Annotated in this window: 15 protein-coding genes and 1 CRISPR repeat array (1 of these 16 only partly in view); of the genes, 10 read left to right on the forward strand and 5 right to left on the reverse strand. The window is 65.6% G+C overall.

The window, feature by feature from the left end; all coding sequences use genetic code 11:
- A CRISPR array of direct repeats spans positions 1–583; the repeat unit is 28 nt; unit sequence GTGCTCCCCGCGCACGCGGGGATGATCC; it begins 542 nt to the left of the window's first position.
- A 214-nt stretch (positions 584–797) separates the two neighbouring features.
- Positions 798–929, reverse strand: coding sequence for a hypothetical protein (locus ACFQGD_RS06040; RefSeq protein WP_390221018.1), 132 nt, complete (start codon positions 927–929; stop codon positions 798–800).
- A gap of 219 nt (positions 930–1,148) precedes the next feature.
- Between ACFQGD_RS06040 and ACFQGD_RS06045 the strand changes: the two genes are divergently transcribed.
- From ACFQGD_RS06045 to ACFQGD_RS06090, 10 genes are all read left to right on the forward strand, one after another.
- Positions 1,149–2,369 carry an MFS transporter gene (locus ACFQGD_RS06045; RefSeq protein ID WP_345393002.1) on the forward strand — a complete coding sequence of 407 codons (1,221 nt, stop codon included), beginning with the start codon at positions 1,149–1,151 and terminating at the stop codon, positions 2,367–2,369.
- A gap of 71 nt (positions 2,370–2,440) precedes the next feature.
- The gene (locus ACFQGD_RS06050) at positions 2,441–3,859 is read left to right on the forward strand and encodes an ABC transporter substrate-binding protein (RefSeq protein ID WP_345393005.1); all 1,419 of its coding nucleotides are present in this window, start codon (positions 2,441–2,443) and stop codon (positions 3,857–3,859) included.
- Between the two features lie 36 nt (positions 3,860–3,895).
- Positions 3,896–4,945: an ABC transporter ATP-binding protein gene (locus ACFQGD_RS06055; RefSeq protein WP_345393008.1), complete on the forward strand. Its 1,050-nt coding sequence runs from the start codon at positions 3,896–3,898 to the stop codon at positions 4,943–4,945.
- On the forward strand, positions 4,938–5,879 hold the full coding sequence (locus ACFQGD_RS06060; protein WP_345393011.1) for a carbohydrate ABC transporter permease: 942 nt from the start codon (positions 4,938–4,940) through the stop codon (positions 5,877–5,879). The genes ACFQGD_RS06055 and ACFQGD_RS06060 overlap by 8 nt, the downstream gene beginning before the upstream one ends.
- Entirely contained in the window at positions 5,879–6,784 is a 906-nt protein-coding gene (locus ACFQGD_RS06065; RefSeq protein ID WP_345393014.1) for a carbohydrate ABC transporter permease, read from the forward strand. Before ACFQGD_RS06060 ends, ACFQGD_RS06065 begins: the two co-directional genes overlap by 1 nt.
- A gap of 32 nt (positions 6,785–6,816) precedes the next feature.
- Entirely contained in the window at positions 6,817–7,533 is a 717-nt protein-coding gene (locus ACFQGD_RS06070; protein ID WP_345393017.1) for a maleylpyruvate isomerase family mycothiol-dependent enzyme, read from the forward strand.
- A 300-nt stretch (positions 7,534–7,833) separates the two neighbouring features.
- Positions 7,834–8,364: a hypothetical protein gene (locus tag ACFQGD_RS06075; RefSeq protein ID WP_345393020.1), complete on the forward strand. Its 531-nt coding sequence runs from the start codon at positions 7,834–7,836 to the stop codon at positions 8,362–8,364.
- A gap of 22 nt (positions 8,365–8,386) precedes the next feature.
- Positions 8,387–9,802: a pyridoxal-dependent decarboxylase gene (locus ACFQGD_RS06080; protein WP_345393086.1), complete on the forward strand. Its 1,416-nt coding sequence runs from the start codon at positions 8,387–8,389 to the stop codon at positions 9,800–9,802.
- 41 nt (positions 9,803–9,843) lie between these two features.
- A complete protein-coding gene (locus ACFQGD_RS06085; protein WP_345393023.1) occupies positions 9,844–10,128 on the forward strand; it encodes a putative quinol monooxygenase in 285 nt (94 codons plus the stop codon).
- 190 nt (positions 10,129–10,318) lie between these two features.
- Positions 10,319–10,828: a thioesterase family protein gene (locus ACFQGD_RS06090; protein ID WP_345393026.1), complete on the forward strand. Its 510-nt coding sequence runs from the start codon at positions 10,319–10,321 to the stop codon at positions 10,826–10,828.
- A gap of 64 nt (positions 10,829–10,892) precedes the next feature.
- Here the strand turns inward: ACFQGD_RS06090 and ACFQGD_RS06095 are convergent, their stop codons facing one another.
- The 4 genes from ACFQGD_RS06095 to ACFQGD_RS06110 form a co-directional block, all read right to left on the reverse strand.
- Complete coding sequence (locus ACFQGD_RS06095; protein WP_345393029.1) at positions 10,893–11,984, reverse strand: ABC transporter ATP-binding protein; 1,092 nt, start codon at positions 11,982–11,984, stop codon at positions 10,893–10,895.
- A 95-nt stretch (positions 11,985–12,079) separates the two neighbouring features.
- Positions 12,080–14,980, reverse strand: coding sequence for a TIM-barrel domain-containing protein (locus ACFQGD_RS06100; RefSeq protein WP_345393032.1), 2,901 nt, complete (start codon positions 14,978–14,980; stop codon positions 12,080–12,082).
- Positions 14,977–18,297, reverse strand: a complete 3,321-nt coding sequence (locus ACFQGD_RS06105) for a TIM-barrel domain-containing protein (RefSeq protein ID WP_345393035.1) — start codon at positions 18,295–18,297, stop codon at positions 14,977–14,979. Before ACFQGD_RS06105 ends, ACFQGD_RS06100 begins: the two co-directional genes overlap by 4 nt.
- Positions 18,298–18,335: 38 nt before the next feature.
- Complete coding sequence (locus tag ACFQGD_RS06110) at positions 18,336–19,547, reverse strand: ROK family transcriptional regulator (protein WP_345393038.1); 1,212 nt, start codon at positions 19,545–19,547, stop codon at positions 18,336–18,338.
- Positions 19,548–19,770 lie beyond the last annotated feature (223 nt).

A 19,770-nucleotide genomic window follows, 5' to 3' on the forward strand; every position in this document is an offset into this window, starting at 1 on the left:
GAGAGAGTGCTCCCCGCGCACGCGGGGATGATCCGCGATGAGCAAGCACCGCAAGACGATCGAGCGCGTGCTCCCCGCGCACGCGGGGATGATCCCCGACGCGGCCGGATCACCGCAGCGATGCCGGGGTGCTCCCCGCGCACGCGGGGATGATCCGTCCCCGAGAGTCTTCGCGAAGACCAGGCCCTGGTGCTCCCCGCGCACGCGGGGATGATCCGTGGCTCTATGCCGCGTCGATGTCGCTGCACGAGTGCTCCCCGCGCACGCGGGGATGATCCGCAAGAGGGAGAACCGGCCGCGACAGACTTCCTGTGCTCCCCGCGCACGCGGGGATGATCCCCCGCCGCGCGCCCCCCGGAGCAGGTCCCGCCCGTGCTCCCCGCGCACGCGGGGATGATCCGGCCACCGGAAGCGTCACGCCCAGGGTCAGCATGTGCTCCCCGCGCACGCGGGGATGATCCGTTGACTACGAAGTTACCTCGGGTAACACCTTCGTGCTCCCCGCGCACGCGGGGATGATCCCGTCGAACTAGGTCACACACCAGCGTCCGACGAGTGCTCCCCGCGCACGCGGAGGTGATCCGCTCTCCGGGAGTTTCTTAAGGCAGTCCTGACTCCAGTTGGGGCATTTAATCAGCTGGTTTTCGGCGCGCTCTTGGAATCATTAAATGCCTGCTCGGCATGGTTTGTAATCGTGTTGATCTGCCGATATCGCTCAGTAAGGACGGTCGTCCAGTCAACATTAGAGCGTGGCAATTTGCGCGTTACCGCTAAGTTCTGCTAGGCGGAACGTGATGTCACCTTTCCTGATTGACGCGCTCTTCGATGAGTTTTTTGTCCCGGGGTATCTCGTAGAAAACGTGGTAGCTGAGTTTGACGATGAAGATCAGCACGACGACCGCGAATATCGCATAGTGCAATAGGTTCATCAGCCGACTCCAGAGGGCGCACGGTGGCGATCATAGATCTAATACAGAACCTAGTAGATGAATAATTCTACGTGGCATTAGCGCGCGATTCAACGCGGTGTTTCAGAGGCGCATTAGTCGCTTTGAGGATCAACCGCGCCGACGTCGAAAGTGCGATCGAATATCCGTGACGTCCGCGAGCGACGTGGTTGTCGGTGGGCGGCCGTAGCCTCCGGCGTCGTGATCGTCACGTCGGATCAGACATCCACGCAACGCAGTCGGCTTCCTCGTTCGTATCTGGCCTGGCTCGGCGGGGCGTTGACGTCTCAACTCGGCAGCGGGGCGATGTTTTTCGCGTTGACCTGGGCCGCGACCGCGCATGGTGGCCGGTCGGCTGGGCTGGTGCTCGCCGCGATCGTGGCACCGAGCGTGCTGTTCGTGCTCATCGGCGGGGCGATGGGCGACCGTGCTGGCGCGCGGCGGGTGATGCTGACGTGCGACGTCGTGATGGTGATCGTGGCGGTGGCAGTCGCCGTCACGGCCGATGCGATCGGCGCACCCGTCGCGTTATTGCTGGTCGCGGGTGTGCTCACGGGTATCAACGACGCGTTCTACACCCCGTCGTGCGGGTCGATGCCACGACGCATGGTCGAGCCAGAGCAGGTGGGCAGGGCGGTCGCGTTACGGCAGAGTGGCGTGCACCTGGTGAGAACCGTAGGCGCACCGGTGGGTGGAGTGCTCGTCGCGCTTGGCGGTCTTTCGGCAGCGGCCTGGATCGACGCGGGAACGTTCCTTGTCGCTTTCGCCGTGCTGCTGTTGATCAGGCCGCGGTTCAGACCGCCCGATTCCGAAGTGCGCAGGCACATCGTGCGGGAGGCATTCGACGGGGTGCGAGTCGTGTTGCGGACACCCGGGCTCGGCACCGCGCTACTGCTGATCGCGGAAGTGGCTGGTGTGTTCCTGCCGGTCAGCTCGTTGCTGGTTCCACTGCTCGCGCGCGAACACGCCTGGGGCGCGCACGCGGCTGGCATCCTCGTCGGCGTACTTGGCGCGGGAACCGTCCTCGTGACGCTGGCCGTCGCGCGGGTCGGCACACACCGGCTGCCCGGGTTCGCTGCCGCTGTCGCCTGCGCGATCGCGGGGCTCGGCGTGGCGGTCATCGGAGGCGCGCCGAGCCTGCCGGTGGCGGCCGCCGGGGCGTTCGTCGCGGGCGCCGGTGTCGGTGCGTTCGTCAGCCACCTGGCGCCGGTCCTGCTCAGTGCGGCACCGGAGAGCCACCTCGCGCGTGTACAGGCACTGTTCTCGCTGACACAGAGCCTGTCATTACTGGTGATGAGCGCCAGTATCGGAGCTATCGCGCACGCGCTTGGGGCTTCGGCGACGATCGCGTTGTGCGCCGCAACGCTCACGCTGTGTGCCGTCACGGGCCTCGCCAGTCGGCAGATACGCCACCTGAGGTGACTTTGATGTGTGGTCTAGATCATGTCGGCGCTCGGGAGTACGGTCTCGAATGAGCCGCAGGAGGTTGGGCTATGCCATTCGAAATAGACCCATGGACACGACGCAGGTTCTTCCAGCTCGCGGGTTTGGCCGGGGCTGGTGTCACGCTGGGAGCCTGCGCCAGTGAGCCGGAGAGCCCCGCGGAACAAGGCGGGGGCCAGGCTCCGAGTCCGGCATTCAACGAACCATCACAGCAGCTGTCCGGCGAACTGAGCATCCTGCTTTGGAGCCACTTCGTGCCCAGTCACGACACGTGGTTTGACACCTTCGCCAAGGACTGGGGTGACAGGGTCGGTGTCAAGGTGAGGGTCGATCACGTCGACGTCGGTAATGTGCCGACGCAGATCGCCTCCGAGATCCAGGCCGGCCAGGGGCACGACATCCTTCAGTACATCGCGACGTTGTCCGAGTTCGAGGAGGGCGTTCTCGACCTGACCGACGTCAACGACGAGGTGACGAACCGGCACGGCGAACAGCTCGCCATGTGCCGGGAGTCGAGCTTCAACCCGCATACCAACAAGTTCTATGCGCTGGCGCCGGGCTGGGTGCCTGACCCCGGCAACTTCCGCAAGAGTCTGTGGGAGCCGGTCGGGTTCCCGGATGGACCTTCCACATGGGATGAGTTGTTGCAGGGATCAGCCGAGATCAAGAAGAGCCAGGGCGTCCCGGTCGGACTCGGCATGTCTCAGGAGATCGACTCCAATATGGCCGGACACGCTCTTCTCTGGTCGCACGGTGCGTCGGTGCAGGATGAGAACGAGAACGTCGTCCTCGACTCTCCGGAGACCGTGGCCGCCGTCGAGTTCATGCAGAAGTTGTTCAAGAACTCGATGACCGACGAGGTCTTCTCGTGGAACGCGGCGAGCAACAACGAGGGCCTTATCGCTGGCGAGCTGAGTTACATCCTCAACTCGATCTCGGCCTGGCGGTCCTCGCAGGAGGCGAATCCGCAGGTCGCCAACGACACGTTCTTCGTGCCCGCGCTCGAAGGTCCGGAGACCGCGCTGGCGGCGCAACACGTGATGTACAACTACGTCGTTCCCAAGCACGCAAAGAACCCGGACGCCGCCAAGGAGTTCTTGCTGCACTTCACCGACAACTTCGCGTTGGCCACGTATCACTCCCGGCTGTACGACTTCCCGTCGTGGTCGAGCCTGTCGCCGAAGTTGGGTGAGTGGCTGAGCAACGACCCGTTCGGCGCCAAGCCTGCTGACAAGCTGTCGTTCCTCGGTGACGTCGACACCGCGGCGGAGTGGAGCGCGAGCATCGGCCACCCAGGGCCGTCAAGCCCAGCGGTCGGCGAGGTCATCGGCACTTTCGTGATCCCGAACATGTTCGCGCGCGCCGCGCGCGGCGGCATGTCACCCGAGCAGACGGTGAAGCGGGCGCACGAGGAGTGCGAGCGAATTTTCCGCAGGTGGCGCGAGCGAGATCTGATCGGTGGTGGCTGAGGTCGTGGCGGCGCCATGGCAGTGAGGGAGTTGGGGGTGTCGGTAACCGTCGAGGTCAGCAACCTCATCAAGCAGTTCGACGGCGGGCATGTGCGTGCCATCGATGACGTCAGTCTGGCGATCGAGGAGGGCGAGTATCTCGTCCTCCTCGGGCCGTCTGGGTGCGGCAAGACAACGTTGCTACGCACTATCGCTGGGCTTGAGCAACCGACGTCGGGCGATGTGCTCATAGATGGGTCAGTCGTCAATGGACTGCCGCCCCGGGTGCGCAAGGTGGCGATGGTGTTCCAGAGCTACGCCCTGTATCCACACAAGACGGTGTTGGCGAACATCGTATTCCCGCTTAAACCGGAGAAGCTGCCGAAGCAGGAACGGGAAAGCAAGGCACGCTGGGCGGCGGAGCTGCTGGGTATCGACCACCTTCTCGACCGCAAACCACGGCAGCTCTCCGGCGGGGAACGACAGCGAGTCGCGCTCGCTCGCGCGCTCGTGCGCGCACCGCACGTCTTCCTGCTGGATGAGCCGCTGTCCAACCTGGACGCCAAGCTGCGGGCATCCGCACGGGACGAACTCAAGCGGTTCCAACAGCGGGTCGGGACCACCACCGTCTACGTCACACACGACCAGGCTGAGGCGATGGGCCTGGGTGACCGGATCGCTGTGATGAACCATGGCAAGCTGCGTCAGCTAGGTCATCCCGTCGAGGTCTACGACGACCCGGCCGACACCTTCGTCGCCACGTTCATCGGTTCTCCACCGATGAACCTCGTGCCGAGGGATGGCACTCTCGTCGGGTTCCGCCCGGAGCATCTGTTGCCCGCGGCGCACGTCAGCGGTGAGCGGGTCGAGGCGTCGTTCCACGTCGATCGGATCGAGTACCTGTCTGGCGATCGCCACGTCTACGGCACCGTGAACGGAATAGGCAAGGACACGCGGGTGATCGCGCGGCTGCCCGCGACGGTAACCGACGCTGTGACGCCGGGGGAGTCGCACCCCTTCGCCGTCAATGTCGACAAGCTGCGGTTCTTCGACGCCGAGAGCGGTGAGCGTAGCGAGCCTGTCCGGGTGGATGCCGAGCATGGCTGAGACACTGACGGAGCCGGAAACGCCGCCGCGGCAGAAGATCGACGGTGCGCGGCAGCGGCTGAGCGACCGGGACGGCTTCCTCGCGTGGATCTTCCTCGTGCCGACGGTCGTCTACATCGTCGTGCTGGTCGCGATCCCGTTCTTCCTGGCGATCGCGTTCGCGTTCAGCGACGTCACCTCGGGGAACCCGTCGTATGACTGGGTGGGGCTGGAGAACTTCTACCGGGTGTTCGACGACGCGGTGTTCTGGCAGTCACTGCGCAACACCTTCGTCTTCACTGTGATCTCCATGGCGCTGATCGTGGTGCTGGGCAAGGTCCTCGCGATGATCCTCGTGGCCGACTTCAAGGGCAAGTGGATCGTCCGGTTCCTCGTGCTGCTGCCATGGACGACGCCGGTGGCGTTGTCCAGCGTGACGTGGCTGTGGCTGCTGCATTCGATCTACAGTCCGATCGACTGGGTGCTGCGCAACGTCGGGCTGATCGAGGACAATATGTACTTCCTCGGACGTCCCGGGCTGGCGATGGGTTCGATCATCGCGGTGCACGTGTGGCGGCTGGTCCCGCTCGCCGCCGTGATCATGATGGTCGGCATCCTCTCGATCCCGGACGACATCACCGAGGCATCCCGCATCGACGGCGCTGGCTTCTGGCGGCGGATGTTCGAGGTGACCATCCCGCTGACGTTCCCGCTGATCGCCGTCGCCGCGTTGTTCGGCGCGATCTTCACGTTCACCGACATGGCGGTGGTGTATGTCCTGACCGGTGGTGGGCCGACCAACTCGACGCACGTGCTGGCTAGCTGGTCGTTCGTGAGGGGCATCGGTGGTGGTGACATCGGGCAGGGCGCGGTGATCGCGCTGTTCCTGTTCCCATTGCTGCTCGCCGCGGCGATCCTGATCCTGCGGGCGGTCCGCAAGATGGAGACGATCTGATGGCGGCCCCGACAGCATCCGACGTACGGTCCGAGGCCGAGACCGCGCGGCTGCGACGTCGTTACGCTCGACGCGACATCCTGGGCAGAGTGAGCCTATACGTCGTGGCGATCCTCGCCGCGCTGGTCTGCGCGGGGCCGTTCGTGTGGAGCACGCTGACGGCGACGAAGCTCAACGCGGATCTCTACAACCCCCAGCACAACCCGTTCCTCTACAACAAGCCACCTACCGCGGACCACGTGCTGTTCCTGTTCACCGACACCGCGTTCGCGACGTTCGCCTGGAACACGCTGTGGGTGGGCCTGCTGGTAGTGCTGATCACGTTGGTGCTCGGTATCCCGGCGGCGTACTCCATCGCACGGCTGAATCGGCCGTGGTCGACGCCCATGGGTATCGCGATCTTCTTCGTGTACCTGGTGCCGCCGAGCCTACTGTTCCTGTCGCTGTCACGCGTTGTGGTCTGGACCGGGTTGCAGGACTCGACGTGGTCGCTGGTGCTCATCTATCCGACGATCACGGTGCCGGTGTCGACGTGGCTGTTGATCGGCTTCCTCAAGGCGCTGCCGCGCGACATCGAGGAGCAGGCGATGGTGGACGGCTACAGCAGGCTGGGCGCGATGCTGCGCACCATCGTGCCCCTGCTGTTCCCCGGAATGGTCGCGGTGGTCGTCTTCGCGTTCACGCTCACGGCGAGCGAGTTCATCTACGCGCTGACGTTTATATCTCCCACGGGAGAGAAGGTCGTCAGTACGGGTGTGCCGACCGAGCTGATCCGGGGTGACGTCTTCTTCTGGCAGTCGCTGCAGGCGGCGAACATCCTGATCGCGGTACCGATCGCGTTCGTGTTCAACCTGTTCCTCGCCCGCTTCATCTCCGGCTTCACGATGGGTGCGGTGAAGGGCTAGCCGCGCGGGGGCGGGGCTGCGACTGTGGGCCTATGACATCGGAGCCGACTATCGAGACCCTGCTGGGCTGGGTCGAGCGCGGGCAGCGCCAGTTCGAGGACGCCGTCGCCGCGTTACCCGCGGCGGCGGCCACGGAGGCGTCCGCGTTGCCTGGCTGGACGCGCGGTCATGTGATCACGCATGTCGCGCGCAATGCCGACGCGCTTGTCAACCTGCTGACCTGGGCGGACACCGGCACACCGACCCCGATGTACGCCACGCCGACGCAGCGAGACGACGACATCGAGGCCGGCGCGGGACGTGCGCTCGCCGAGCAGTTGGACGACCTGCGCGAGTCCGGCCGACGTTTCGCCGCGACGGCCGCCGCGCTGTCGACGAACGCCTGGCAGACAACGGTGCGAAACGCCCAGGGTGTCGAGATGCCCGCCAGTAAGATCCCGTGGTTTCGCACCCGCGAGGTGTGGCTGCACTTGGTCGACCTCGGGGCTGGTCCTGGTGTTGACGTCATCCCGGATGATGTCGCCGCCGAGTTGGTGCGAGATGTAGCGACCTGGATGTCACCGAAGTTGGATCAGGCCGCTTCGCTCAGGCCGGAGGGGCACCTGCCGGTCCCATTGGGCCCGGACATCGACACGCCCACCACGATCGCGGGGCCGGCGAACCGCATCGCGGGGTGGCTCGTTGGTCGTGCGGACGCGAGCAGGCTGCGCTGTGAGGGCAGCGTCCCCGATCTGCCTCGCTGGCTCTAGCCGGGAACACGCGGTACCGGAAGTCGGGAGTCGCGGCACCGGTGACGAATGACGCTGCCGAGAACCTGAATGAATCACCGCGACGTCGTATCCCGCGTCGCCCGCATCCGTTGACATGAACGTGAAGCTGATCAACACGCTCGTCGGCGGCTGGCCCCGCCTGGGTGGTCTTGGCGATATGTTTTGTACTTGTTTATCTGAACTAAATGTCCAGGTACGGTAGATGAGGCGTGAAACGATGACACGTGATCCGCAAGGATCACGTGGTGGTCAGATGACCCATGAACCGGGGTGGCGTGGATGACGGAATCGCTTGCCATGCGCGGCGCCAACGCGGCGACGGGGTTCGTGTTGTCGTCGCTGTTGGTGTGCGGGGTGATCGTGGTGTCGGACATCGGCACCTATGCGCTGCCCACCACCAATCAGGGGTCGCCGCTGGCGGAGGGTTCCGAACCCGACGCGCCGACCGGCCCGGCCGTGGACGTCGCGAGGCCGTCGACCAGCCAGTCGATCACCGTGCCCGTGAAGCTGGGTTCGCCGCGTGAGGCGCACTCGCGTGGTGGTGCGGCGGTAGCGCTACCTGCCGCCGCGACGTCACGGCCGAATCAACGGCAGCGGACGGACCGGCGCGGCGACCCCCGGCCAGGCCAGGGCTCATTCACCACTGGCGCTAGCCATGACCGGCCGGACGGCAGCCGTGGAACGCCGTCACGTCGTGGCGCTACATCCGATGGGGATGGTCGGGATGCCGCCGAGACGCGCGACGCCGCGCCAGACCGTGGGGGCAGAACGTTCCGGTCGAGTGGTTCCGGAGCCGCGCCCGGCCGCTAGTGTCTGCACCATGGCGGGTCACATGTCAGCGGAGGAGTTCCGCAAGCACGGCAAGCAGGTGATCGACTGGATCGCGGACTACATGGCCGGGATTGAGTCGTACCCGGTGCGCTCGCAGGTGCGGCCGGGCGACATTCGGGCCGCGCTGCCGGAGTGCGCACCGGAACAAGGCGAACCATTCGACCAGATCCTCGCGGACTTGGAACGGATCATCATGCCTGGTGTGACGCACTGGCAGCATCCGAACTTCTTCGCGTACTTTCCCGCCAACACCAGCGGCCCCGGGATCCTCGGTGATCTGCTCTCGTCCGGCCTCGGTGTGCAGGGGATGATCTGGGCGACCAGCCCGGCCTGCACGGAGCTGGAGACCGTCGTCGTCGACTGGCTCGCTGACCTGCTCGGCCTGCCGCGGCACTGGCGCACCGACGCTCGGGGTGGCGGGGTCATCGAGGACTCGGCATCCAGCGGCAGCTTGGTCGCGTTGCTCGCCGCGCTGCACCGCGCGGGCAGGGCTCGCAACACGCTCTACGTCTCCTCACAGACGCATTCGTCGCTGGAGAAGGCCGCCATTATCGCCGGGGTGGCGAAGGAGAACGTTCGGATCGTTGACGTCGACCCGGACCCGCTGGCGATGCGCCCCGGCCACCTGGCCGAGCTGATCGCGCAGGACCTACGCGACGGCTATACGCCGACGATGGTGTGCGCGACCATCGGCACGACGTCGACCACCGCCATCGATCCGGTGCGCCGCATCGGGGAGCTGTGCGCCGAGCACGGCATCTGGCTGCACGTCGACGCTGCCTACGCCGGGGTCGCGGCGGTTTGTGAGGAGCTGCGCTGGATCAACGATGGCGTCGCGGAGTTCGTGGATTCCTACGTCACCGACCCGCACAAGTGGCTGCTGACCAACTTCGACTGCACCGTGCTGTGGGTGGCCGACCGCGCGCCGCTGATCGAGGCGCTGTCGGTCCTGCCGGAGTACCTGCGCAACGCGGCGACCGAGTCCGGCGAGGTGATCGACTACCGCGACTGGCAGATCCCGCTCGGCAGGCGGTTCCGTTCGCTGAAGCTGTGGGCGGTGCTGCGCTGGTATGGCGCGGAAGGCCTGCGCGAGCACATCCGTACCGGCGTGGCGCTCGCGGACGAGCTGGCGGGCTGGGTCGCCGAGCACGACGACTTCGCACTGCTGGAACACCATCCGTTCGGCCTGGTGTGCTTCCGTCCACTGTGGCCTGAACGGTCCGTCGCGGACGCCGAGGCCGCTACGATCTCGCTGCTGGATCGGCTCAACGATTCTGGCGACATTTACCTCAGCCACACCAAGATCGACGGACGGACGACGCTCCGGGTGGCGATCGGGGCGCCCGCGACTACGCATGATCATGTGCTCACGGCGTGGCGGCGCATCAACGCGGAGTACCGCGCACTACGCGCCTAGTCTCGTATTGTTGCGAAACACGGTCAGCCAGGGGAGGAAATATGATCATCGTGTCCGGATCGCTGTACGTCGACGCCGATGAGCGCGACGCGTACGTCAAGGACTGCGTCAGTGTGGTGGAGCAGGCGCGTGAGTCGCCAGGATGTCTCGACTTCGTGATCGCCGCGGATCCGATCGAGGTCGACCGGATCAACGTCTACGAGCGATGGGACTCCGACGAGAACCTGATGCGGTTCCGCGGTTCGGGGCCGTCGTCGGAGCAGAGGACCCAGATCAGGGACGCGTCTGTCGCGAAGTACCGCATCTCCGCGACGGAGGACCCGTAACTCGCGAACGTAGGGCCCCACCGGGCGCCGGTGGCAGGTGCACGGTGTGGTCCAGCTCATGGCATTCCTTGCCGGCAGGCGTTGACAACCGCACGCCCCGCCAGCGAACCTAAGCAAGCGCTTAGTTGTCTGTCGCCCTGCTGTGCCTGGGCGCACCGGTTCGGCCGGTGAGGACCGAGAAGGAACGCCCATGACATCCAGTGACGCCCGGCGTGAATGGCTGCCACCGGTCGCGGAGCTGCTGAGCCTCCCCGCGGAGCTGAAGCAGGCCGTCCCGCCGGAGTACGAAGACCTCAACGGTCACATGAACATCCAGCACTACTTCGAGTTGCAGTCGCTCGCGGTGTGGGGCGTGTTCCGCAGGATCGGTTATGAGCACGCGCAGCGGCCGCACGAAGGCGCGTTCACGCTGGAGCAGCACCTGCGCTATCACAACGAGGTGCTAGTCGGTCAGGAAGTGTCGGCGCACGTCGTACTGCTCGAGCGCACCGACAAGGTCGTGCGCGGCGTCTCGTTCCTGGTCAACCGCACGACCGAGCAGGTGGCCAACACGCTCGAGTTCGTATCGGCGAACGTGGATCTGTCGGTGCGCCGCACCAGCCCGTTCCCGGAGCGCATCGCCGACGCGCTCGACGCGGAGCTGGCCCGGTGTGCCCACCTAGGAGGCATCACGACGCCCGGACCACCCCGGCTGCGCTGAGCACGAGTAACGACGAAGGGCCGGTTGGCGAGTTCGCTCGCCAACCGGCCCCGCTGTCACGGCGTCACGCCGTCAGGCGCTCGCCCGTCTCGGTGTCGAACACCAGCACGCGATCGGGGTCACAGGCAAGGCGCAGCGACTGCCCCTTGCGCGGTGGGTCCCTCGGGTCGATCCGCGCGACGACCTCGGTCAGCTCGGTCTGCTCGCTCTCGGTCATGCTGCCGTAGAGGAAGGCGTCCGCGCCCAGTTCCTCAATCAGCGTCACCTCGACGGCCAGCCCAGCGTCGTCGTTCGCCACGATGCGCCAGTGCTCCGGCCGGACGCCGACCTTCAGGGCACGTCCCGGCGTCAGCGCTTGCGTGTCCCTGTCGAGCGGAATGACGTAGCCGCCGACGTCGGCGCCACCCTCGGTGGGCTTGGCGTCGAGGAGGTTCATCGCGGGTGAGCCGATGAACCCGGCCACGAACAGGTTGGCTGGCTTGTCGTACAGCGTGAGGGGGACGTCGACCTGCTGCAGCACGCCGTCCTTGAGCACGGCCACCCGATCGCCCATCGTCATCGCCTCGACCTGGTCGTGGGTGACGTAGACGGTGGTGATGCCGAGCCTGCGCTGCAGCGATGCGATCTGGCTCCGGGTGGACACGCGCAACTTGGCGTCCAGGTTGGAGAGCGGTTCGTCCATACAAAAGACCTGCGGCTGGCGAACGATCGCGCGTCCCATCGCGACGCGCTGCCGCTGACCACCGGAGAGTTCCTTCGGCTTGCGATCGAGATAGTCCTGCAGGCCGAGGAGTTCGGCGACGTCCTTGACCTGCCGTAGCCGCTCGTCTTTGGACACGCCCTGCATCTTGAGCGCGAACGCCATGTTGTCGGCGACGCTCATGTGGGGATACAGCGCGTAGTTCTGGAAGACCATGGCGATGTCGCGGTCTTTCGGGGCGACGTCGGAGACGTCACGATCGCCGATGTAGATCGCGCCTGACGTGACCTCCTCGAGACCGGCGAGCATCCGCAGCGACGTCGACTTGCCGCAACCGGACGGACCGACGAGCACCATGAACTCGCCGTCGGAGATCTCGAGGTCGAGCGCGTCGACCGCGGGCGTATCCGACCCCGGGTACACCCGGCTGGCCTTCTCGAAACGCACAGAACTCATGTTTTTCCCTTCACCGGCAGGTACGTGCCGGACGATCCGTAGTAAAGGTGATGGTGTGCGGGTGCCGGCCGGACGTCCGGCCAGCACCCACCGCGTCAGAACGAACCGCTCGTGACGCCGCCATATCCGCTGGTCGGCGTCGTGAACGCGTTGTTCGGATCCGGCTGCCACTCGTCAGCCGTATCCGGGTAGTTGTCCTCCTTACGCTTGATGCACTTCCACTCGACCGCCGTGCTCGGCGGCAGCTTGCTGATGGTGCCCGTCCAGGTCGGGTAGTTCGTCGGCTCCAGCTTGACCGCGCTGGCGACCGACCACTCACCGAGTTGGGGGGCATTGCCGACAGCATAGACGGACTGACCCGTCACCGTGTTGCCGTTGTCACAGCGAAATTCCATCGACACCGGTTCCTGGTCGAGCGTGAACTCGAACGTCTTACTCCCTGAAACGGACATCGAGTCTGATTTCGCCACAATCAGGTTGCCGCCCGCGTTGTACCAGCCGCTGGTCGCGGCATCGAACTCCGCCTTGTTGGCGTGCTGGGTCAGCGTGGTGCCGTTCAGCGTGACCGCCGACGCCTGGGTGTCCGCGACCAGCTCGACGACGTTGGCCCTACTGGCTGCGGCGCCGTCGTAGCTGCCGGACGCGGCCCCGATAGTCACCGTGGCGGTGGATCCGGACAGCTGCTGGCTGATCACGGTGCTGCGCTTCGCGCCCGACTGGTAGCTCACCGTCGCGCCATCGTCCTCCACCAGCGTGAAGTCCGACGCTGTGGTGTCGGCGTAGACCCGTGCGATCAGCTCGTCGCGGGTGCTGCCGTCGGAACGCTTACCCATAACGTTCAGCGTCTCGCCGTCGACGTGCATCTTCGGCAGTATCGCCCCGGCTTTGGCGTAGGCGGGCAGCTGGAACTCGCCGTTGCGCCACAGTGGCACGTCGCGCAGCCACTCGCCGGTGCTGACGTGCTTGGTGTTGGTGTGGTAGTCGAACCACGTGCCCTCGGGCAGATACATGTCGCGCTTACGCTCACCGGCACCGGCCACGATCCCGACCAGCAGGTCGGAACCGACCATCTTCTCGTGGCCCATCTCCCGGACGGCGGGGTCGTTCTGGAAGTGATACACGAGCGGTGGGACCAGCGGCTCGCCCTCGGTGTGCGCGCGGTGCGCCAGCGAGTAGTAGTACGGCGTCAGCTCGTACCGTTGCCGCAGGTTGGCCCGGTTGCTCGCCGCGTCGCCGATCCGGTTCGGCTTGGTCTCGTGGCATTCGCACAGGTCCTCGGTGTGCGGACGCACCGGGACGTCGAACCACGCCGAGTTGGCGAACCACTGGGTGTACAGCTCGTCGAGATCGGAGTCCAACATCTCGCGCCGGAACCCGCCGATGTCCGAACCATAGTAGTCCACACCCGACATAGACATGTGCATCTGGACATTCTGCTGTGCCGCGAGCGCGGTGAGTTTCGATCCAATGTCACCGGACCACATCGCTGCCCCGGTGCGTTGGATTCCCGCCGCGCCTGAACGCGTCAGCAGGAACGGCCGGGTCGTCTCACCGTCCGCCGCGTACTGGTCGGCGATACCTTCGGCCCACTTCAGGTTGTAGACGTTGTGGTAGTCGGCATGTGCGTGCTTGCCGGGCAGTACACCTGCCGTCCAATCCGCACTGTCATACATTTCGGGCTCACCGAGGTCGAGCCAATGACCGAGCACGCCCTCGTCCAGCAGGTGCTGCCGCTGGTTGTTGTGCCAGTGTGCGCTGGCGGACTCCTGCGTCCAGTCGATCATTCCGCCGCGACCCCACCAGTCGTTCTCGGTGAGATACACCGGCGCGCAGGTCGAGCACCCGTCCCGCACCAGGTAGCCGTTGGCTTCCATGTCGGAGTGCTCTGGCAGGTTCTTGCCGATGTAGGACTCCTCGATCGGGATCACACCCACGCCGTCGTCGCTGGCCAGCGACGCGATCTTGGACGCTGGACTGGGGAAGTTCGTCGTGTCCCAGTCCAGCGTGCCCATCCGGGTGTCATCCGAGCCCGCGGTAACGCCGCCGAACCAGGGGACGTCGAGCATCATGCCGTCGACCGGGAAACCCGCCCCGCGCACGTCGGCGAGCGTGCTGTCTACTTCGGACCAGCTGTCGTAGCCGTACTCCGACATCCACAGCCCGAACGCCTTCTTGGGCGGCACTGGCGGATGCCCGGTCAGCTCCAGATAGTCCGAGCGCAGATCTGGCAGGTCAGGGCCGCTCATGACGTACCAGCGCAGTTGGTCGCCCCAGGTGTCCATGGTCCATGGGTCACCGGTGAGGTCCCATTCCTGCTTGTAGATCTGGTCGACGAACAACCCGTACCCGGACGTGCCGGAGCCGACGGCGAACAGCACCGGGATCTGGGCGTTACCGACAGGGCCATTGTCGTCGTCGTAGACCATCGCGTTGCCGAAGGTGTCGCCCGGCGTACGAGTGCGGCCCACCCAGTCGCCGTCCGAGCTACCGCCCATGAAGAACTGTTCACCAAGGCCATAGGCGTTCTCCATGCTCGACTTGGTGAACGAGAGGCCCTTCCAGTCCTGCGACAGGTTGCGCGGACACGACGTGTGCAGCAACAGGTCCGTCGTGCGGGCGGTGTCGTACACCGTCGCGCACAACGTCGTCGTGTCCACCTCCACTCGCAGCTCCGGGGTGGTCAGGATGCCACCGTTCTGGGTGAGGCTGGACGGGCCGGGGTAATCAGTCTTGGCCACCTGGTCCGTCGTGAACAGCGGGTTCGCCGTGCCGGGTCCGCTGCCCGTGCCGGTCTCGAAGTGAACCAGGTCGTCGTCGAGGAACTCCACCACCAGGTAGTTGCCGTTCGCGGTGAAGTCCACCCGTTCCGGCACGGCCTGCGCCGCTGGGGCGAGCCCGACGAGCCCGGTGAGCACCAGCGCGGATGCGGTGAGGAATGCGGCGAGCTGGTCGAGTCGGCCGCGTGTGCGTCTCAGACGTAGGTGCCGTCGTCTCATGGTCGTGCCACCGCCACGTTGTCGAGGTTGATCGGGCCGTAGTCGTCGCTGTCGAACGACAGCCGGATGGAGTGCCTGCCCGCACTGAGCGACGTGCTCAGCGTCGCGGTGCTCCAGGTGTCCCAGTCCGCCAGCGTCGGCAAGGACACCGTGCCGACCGCGTTACCGTCCACGTAGACGGTGCGACGCGCCTCGGACAGTGCGTTCGCGTAGCGGAACCGTAGCTCGTGCGTGCCGCTGCTGTCGGCGTGGACGTCGAAGGCCACCGAGTCACCCGCCGTGTCGAACTGGTCGACGAAGCCGAGGCCGGTGTAGCCGGTGTGGTCGGTGTCGGTGGCCGTGCCGGTCTGCTCGCCGAACTCGGCTTCGTAAGCGGCCTTGTCGACGCCGTTCAGCACGACCGTCCGGCTGACGGTGTCCGCGGGCAGCTTCACCATGGTGAGCTGCTGTTCCGGGTTCCAGTACCAGCCTTGTGTCGTCGCGTTCAGGTCAGCCGCACTGGCCACCTCGGTGAGCGTCGTGCCGTCGTTGCTCACCGAGCTCGGCTTGCTCGACGCCACCTGCAGCGTGCTTGCCGTCGACAAGGCGGGAGCATCCACGGTGACCGTATGGTTTGCCCAGTCCGCGGTGGACGTGACGGTGCGCGTCTGGCCCACCGAATCCTCGAAGTAGTCGTAACTCGACGTGCCGGACGGGTAGATGCGAAACGCGAGGTTGGTGTAGTCGGTGACGCTGTTGCTGATGTTGCCACCGAGCTCGTAGTTCGCGTTCAGGTTCAGTGGCACGATCGCACCGGCACGGGCGTAGACCGGGATGTCGTCGGTGCCCGCGTAGTACGTCTTCGTACCAGCGCCTTGCGCTCTGCCGCCGTTGAAGAAGTCGTACCACTCACCCTGTGGCAGGTAGACGTCCTTGCTGGTGGCGCCCTCGGTGGTGATCGGGGCGACCAGCAGCTGGCGGCCGAACATGTACTGCTGCTCCTGCGCCGCGGCCGTCGCGTCGCCGGGGTAGGCGATGCTCATGGCCCGCATCATCGGCAGCCCGGTCTCGGAGCTGTCCTTCGCCTCGGTGTAGAGGTACGGGATCAAGTTCATCCTGATGTTGGCGAACTTGCGGAACGTCGGAATCACGCTGGTGTCGCCGGTGCGTGCCTGCACATTCCACGGCGTCCGCGCCTCCGACGTGGACGGGTTGGCCTTCTCCGAGTGGTACTGCATGATCGGCGAGAACGTCGCCTGCGCGGTCGACCGCAAGTACAACTCGCTGGTCGGGAACGAACCGGTGAACCCGGCCAGGTCCCACGCCCAGAACGGAACACCAGACTGACCAGCGCTGATCCCAGCTCGCACGGCCTCCCGGAATGCCTCGAACGTCGACGCCTGGTCACCCGCCCAGAAGATCGAGTTCGTCTGCGCGCCGGTGGTGCCAGCCCGGCTGAAAATCGTGCCGTCGCCGCCGGTCTTACCGCTCACGTAGTCGTCGTACGCGCCGGTGTATTCATTCGGGTAGCCGTTGTGCAGCTCATCTCCCTTGCGGCCGTCCGCCGCCGTGACGTCGCGACCGAACACGGCCTCGCTGCCGTCGGTCTTGAAACCGTCGATCCCGACGTCGTCGAACAGGTAGGACCGCTTGCTCATCCACCAGTCGGTCGCCGCCTGGCTGGTGAAGTCTGGGACGGTGCTGTCACCGAACCAGCGTCCACTCGGGATGCGGTACTCGCCGCCATCACCGTCGCCGAGCACGTAACCCTGCTGCGTCGCGTAGTCACGGTCGTTGATGTGCTGCTGTGGTGCCGTCGACGGGTTGCTGTCGAAGTTCTCCTTCAGCACCGGGATCTGCCACAGCAACACCTTGATGCCCTGGTTGTGCGCGGCGTTGACCATCGCCTTCGGATCGCGCCACGCCGTCCCGTCCGGAAAGGTCAAGTCGCTGTAGGACAGTGAACCGCTTCCGGGCGTCGGTTCATAGTCCGCGCCGTGCCAGATGTAGAACGTGGCCTCGTCACTCCACTGCTCCAGCACCATCGCCGAGTGCGGGATGTTGTAGTTGGTCACATTGGCCAGTTCGGACTCGACCTCGTCCTGAGTGTTCCACTCGTTCGCCGACATCCAGAGACCAAAAGCCCACTTCGGCGGCAGCTTCGGCTTGCCAGTCTGGTCCGTGTAGTCGTTCAGTATCGCCTTCCGGCTGCCGGTGTAGAAGTGATAGTCCACAGTGGAGTTCAGATCGCCACCCGTGTCGACGGTGAATCCGGCCATGTCGCTTAGGTGTGTGCCGAGATTGAAGATGGAGTAACGGTCGCTCGGAATCGAGATGCCGTAACCCGCCGAGTTGGTGAAGAACGGCACCGACAGGTACGTCCGGTGCGTCGATCCCTGATTCTGATACTGGTTGTAGACGTAGTTGTGGACGTCCTTGCCGCGTTGGTCCAGGTAGTCGTAGCGCTCACCGAAGCCCTCGAAGCGCTCACCGGACGGCGTGTACCAGTGGTCCTCGATCTTGGTGACGGTGCCGTTGCCGTCGCTGGCCCACCCGACGTTGCGGAACGTCGCGGGGTCGTACTGCCGCGCGATCAAGCTCCCGTCGGATCTGTGCACCGCGACCCGATACGGTGACTTCTGGATGCGCAGCTCGATGTCCGATGTCGTGATGCGCAGCTCGCTCGCACCATCGGTGACCGTGTACGGCGCGGAGCCGGAGATGTCGAGGCCGTTGCCGTTCGGTGCGATCTGGGTGTGGAACCGGTCGGGTTCCGGGAGGGCGTAGCGGATCTTGGGGGATAGTTCGCCCGCGCTGTCGCCGGTCGAGATGTCGACAGAGTTGCCGTTGTCGACATAGCCGGTCACATCGGTAGGACCGCTCCACGACGTCACTGAGAAGTTGAACGGGCCGATGGACTGCTGATTCGTTCCGTCCACATCGGCGTGCACGGTGTAGCTGATTTGGTCACCGCGTGAGAAGCTCCCTAGGTTGAGCTTCCAGTAACTGTTGTTGTCCGCGTTGTAGTCCCACGCGGCGCCGATCGGCGTCTGGTCAACGCCGTTCTTCGTCCACGTGACCCATACTGACTGTCCATCAGAGACCGGCCAGGTCGTCGCGTTGATCTCGACGTTCTGGCCCGCCATGGGATCACGCGGCGCGCGTTCGGTGGGTTGGGTTCCGTAGAGCTCGTCGTAGCCGTACGGATCGTGGTAGACGCCGTTGAGTTCACCCGCCATCGCGGATGGTGTCGTTCCTAACTGGAGTAACAGCATCGCGAAGATGGCGCCGAGGGTGGCTACCACCCGTCGTCGCGATCGGACTGGACCTCTTCTCATCACACTTCCTCCCGGTGGGGATCGAAAACTCGGGCGGATCAGTCGGATGTCGTCGGTGTCGTGAGGGAGGGTCGGCCCGCATCGCTGGGCCGGAGCTTGGGTTGGAACAGCTCGCCGAGGAAGAGCCCCGCGGCACCTTGTGCCCAGGTCTCGTCATCGCAGGTGTCGACGACGACGTCGAGGTCCTGTTGCAGGCCGTCGAACACGGCGTCGCCAAGCGCGGCATCGAAGCCGTCGCGGAACAGGTCGGCGGCGCGCGTGCCCTCACCGGTGAGAATGACGAGCTTTGGGTTGAGCAGGTTGACCAGGTTGCCGACTGCTGTGCCGAGCGTGCGGCCTACGTCGGTGAAGATCGCGCGGAGCGCGTCATGGCCGCCTCGGGCGAGGTCGATCACCTCGTCGGTGGTGACGTGCTTGCCGAGGTGCTCGCTCGCCTTCGCGCGGATCGCTGGTTCGCCGACCAGTGTCTCCAGGCAGCCGACGCCACCACATGCACAGCGCGGCCCGTCAGCGGTGACCTTCGTGTGCCCGAACTCGCCCGCGCCGCCCGATGCGCCTCGGTACAGCCTGCCGTCAAGCACCATGCCGAGGCCAACGCCCCGGCCGATGCTGACCACGGCGAAGTCGGTGGCATCGCGGCCGGCGCCGAACCACTGCTCGCTCGCGACCAGCGTGTTCACGTCGTTGTCCACCACGACAGGCAGGCCGACACGCTCCGTCAGGAGGCGCGGCAGATCGACGTCGTGCCAGCTCGCGTACGTCGCGTGTCGCACGACGCCCGCCGCTGGATCGACCACACCGGCCAGCCCGACACCGGCACCGAACACCGGGCGGGAGCCCGCTTTGGGGAGCAGTTCTCGCACCGCCGTGACGACGGCTTCGGTGACGGCGTCGACGCTGGTCTCGGCGATCGGCGTGACCGTGCGCTCGACGATCACGGAGTCCAGGTCGGTGAGCACCGCGACCGCGCGGGTCTCGGTGAGCTTGATGCCGACGACGTAGCCCGCGTCCGGGCGCACCGCGAGTAGCACGGGTTTCCTGCCGCCCGCTGACCTGCCGGTCTCGCGCTCCTCGATGATTCCGCTGCCGAGGAGTCCCGCCACGATCTCGGACACCGTCGACAGGCTGAGACCGGTGTGTCGTGCCAGGTCAGTGCGGGATTGTAGCGGTGCCGCGCGCAGCTCGCGGAACACCAGCGAGGCGTTGATCTCGCGGATCAGTTCCTTGCTGCCCGTGCGCATCGGCTGCATCGCCACCCCTTACTAGGGTCACCGAAGAAAGTGTGTCGAACCGTAACCCCGCCGTAAAACCGCGGTCAACGCTCCGCCCGTCGGATTGCCCCGAACAGCCCAGTCGCCAGGCCCGTGCGGTCGTGCCCCTCGCTCCGAACGCCGTGTCCTGCACTCCGGACGTTGTGTCCGACACTCCGGACGGCGAGTTCGACACTCCCGACGGCGAGTTCGACACTCGAGG

The organism is Haloechinothrix salitolerans (assembly GCF_042662605.1).
In the GTDB taxonomy this organism is placed as follows: domain Bacteria; phylum Actinomycetota; class Actinomycetes; order Mycobacteriales; family Pseudonocardiaceae; genus Haloechinothrix_A; species Haloechinothrix_A salitolerans.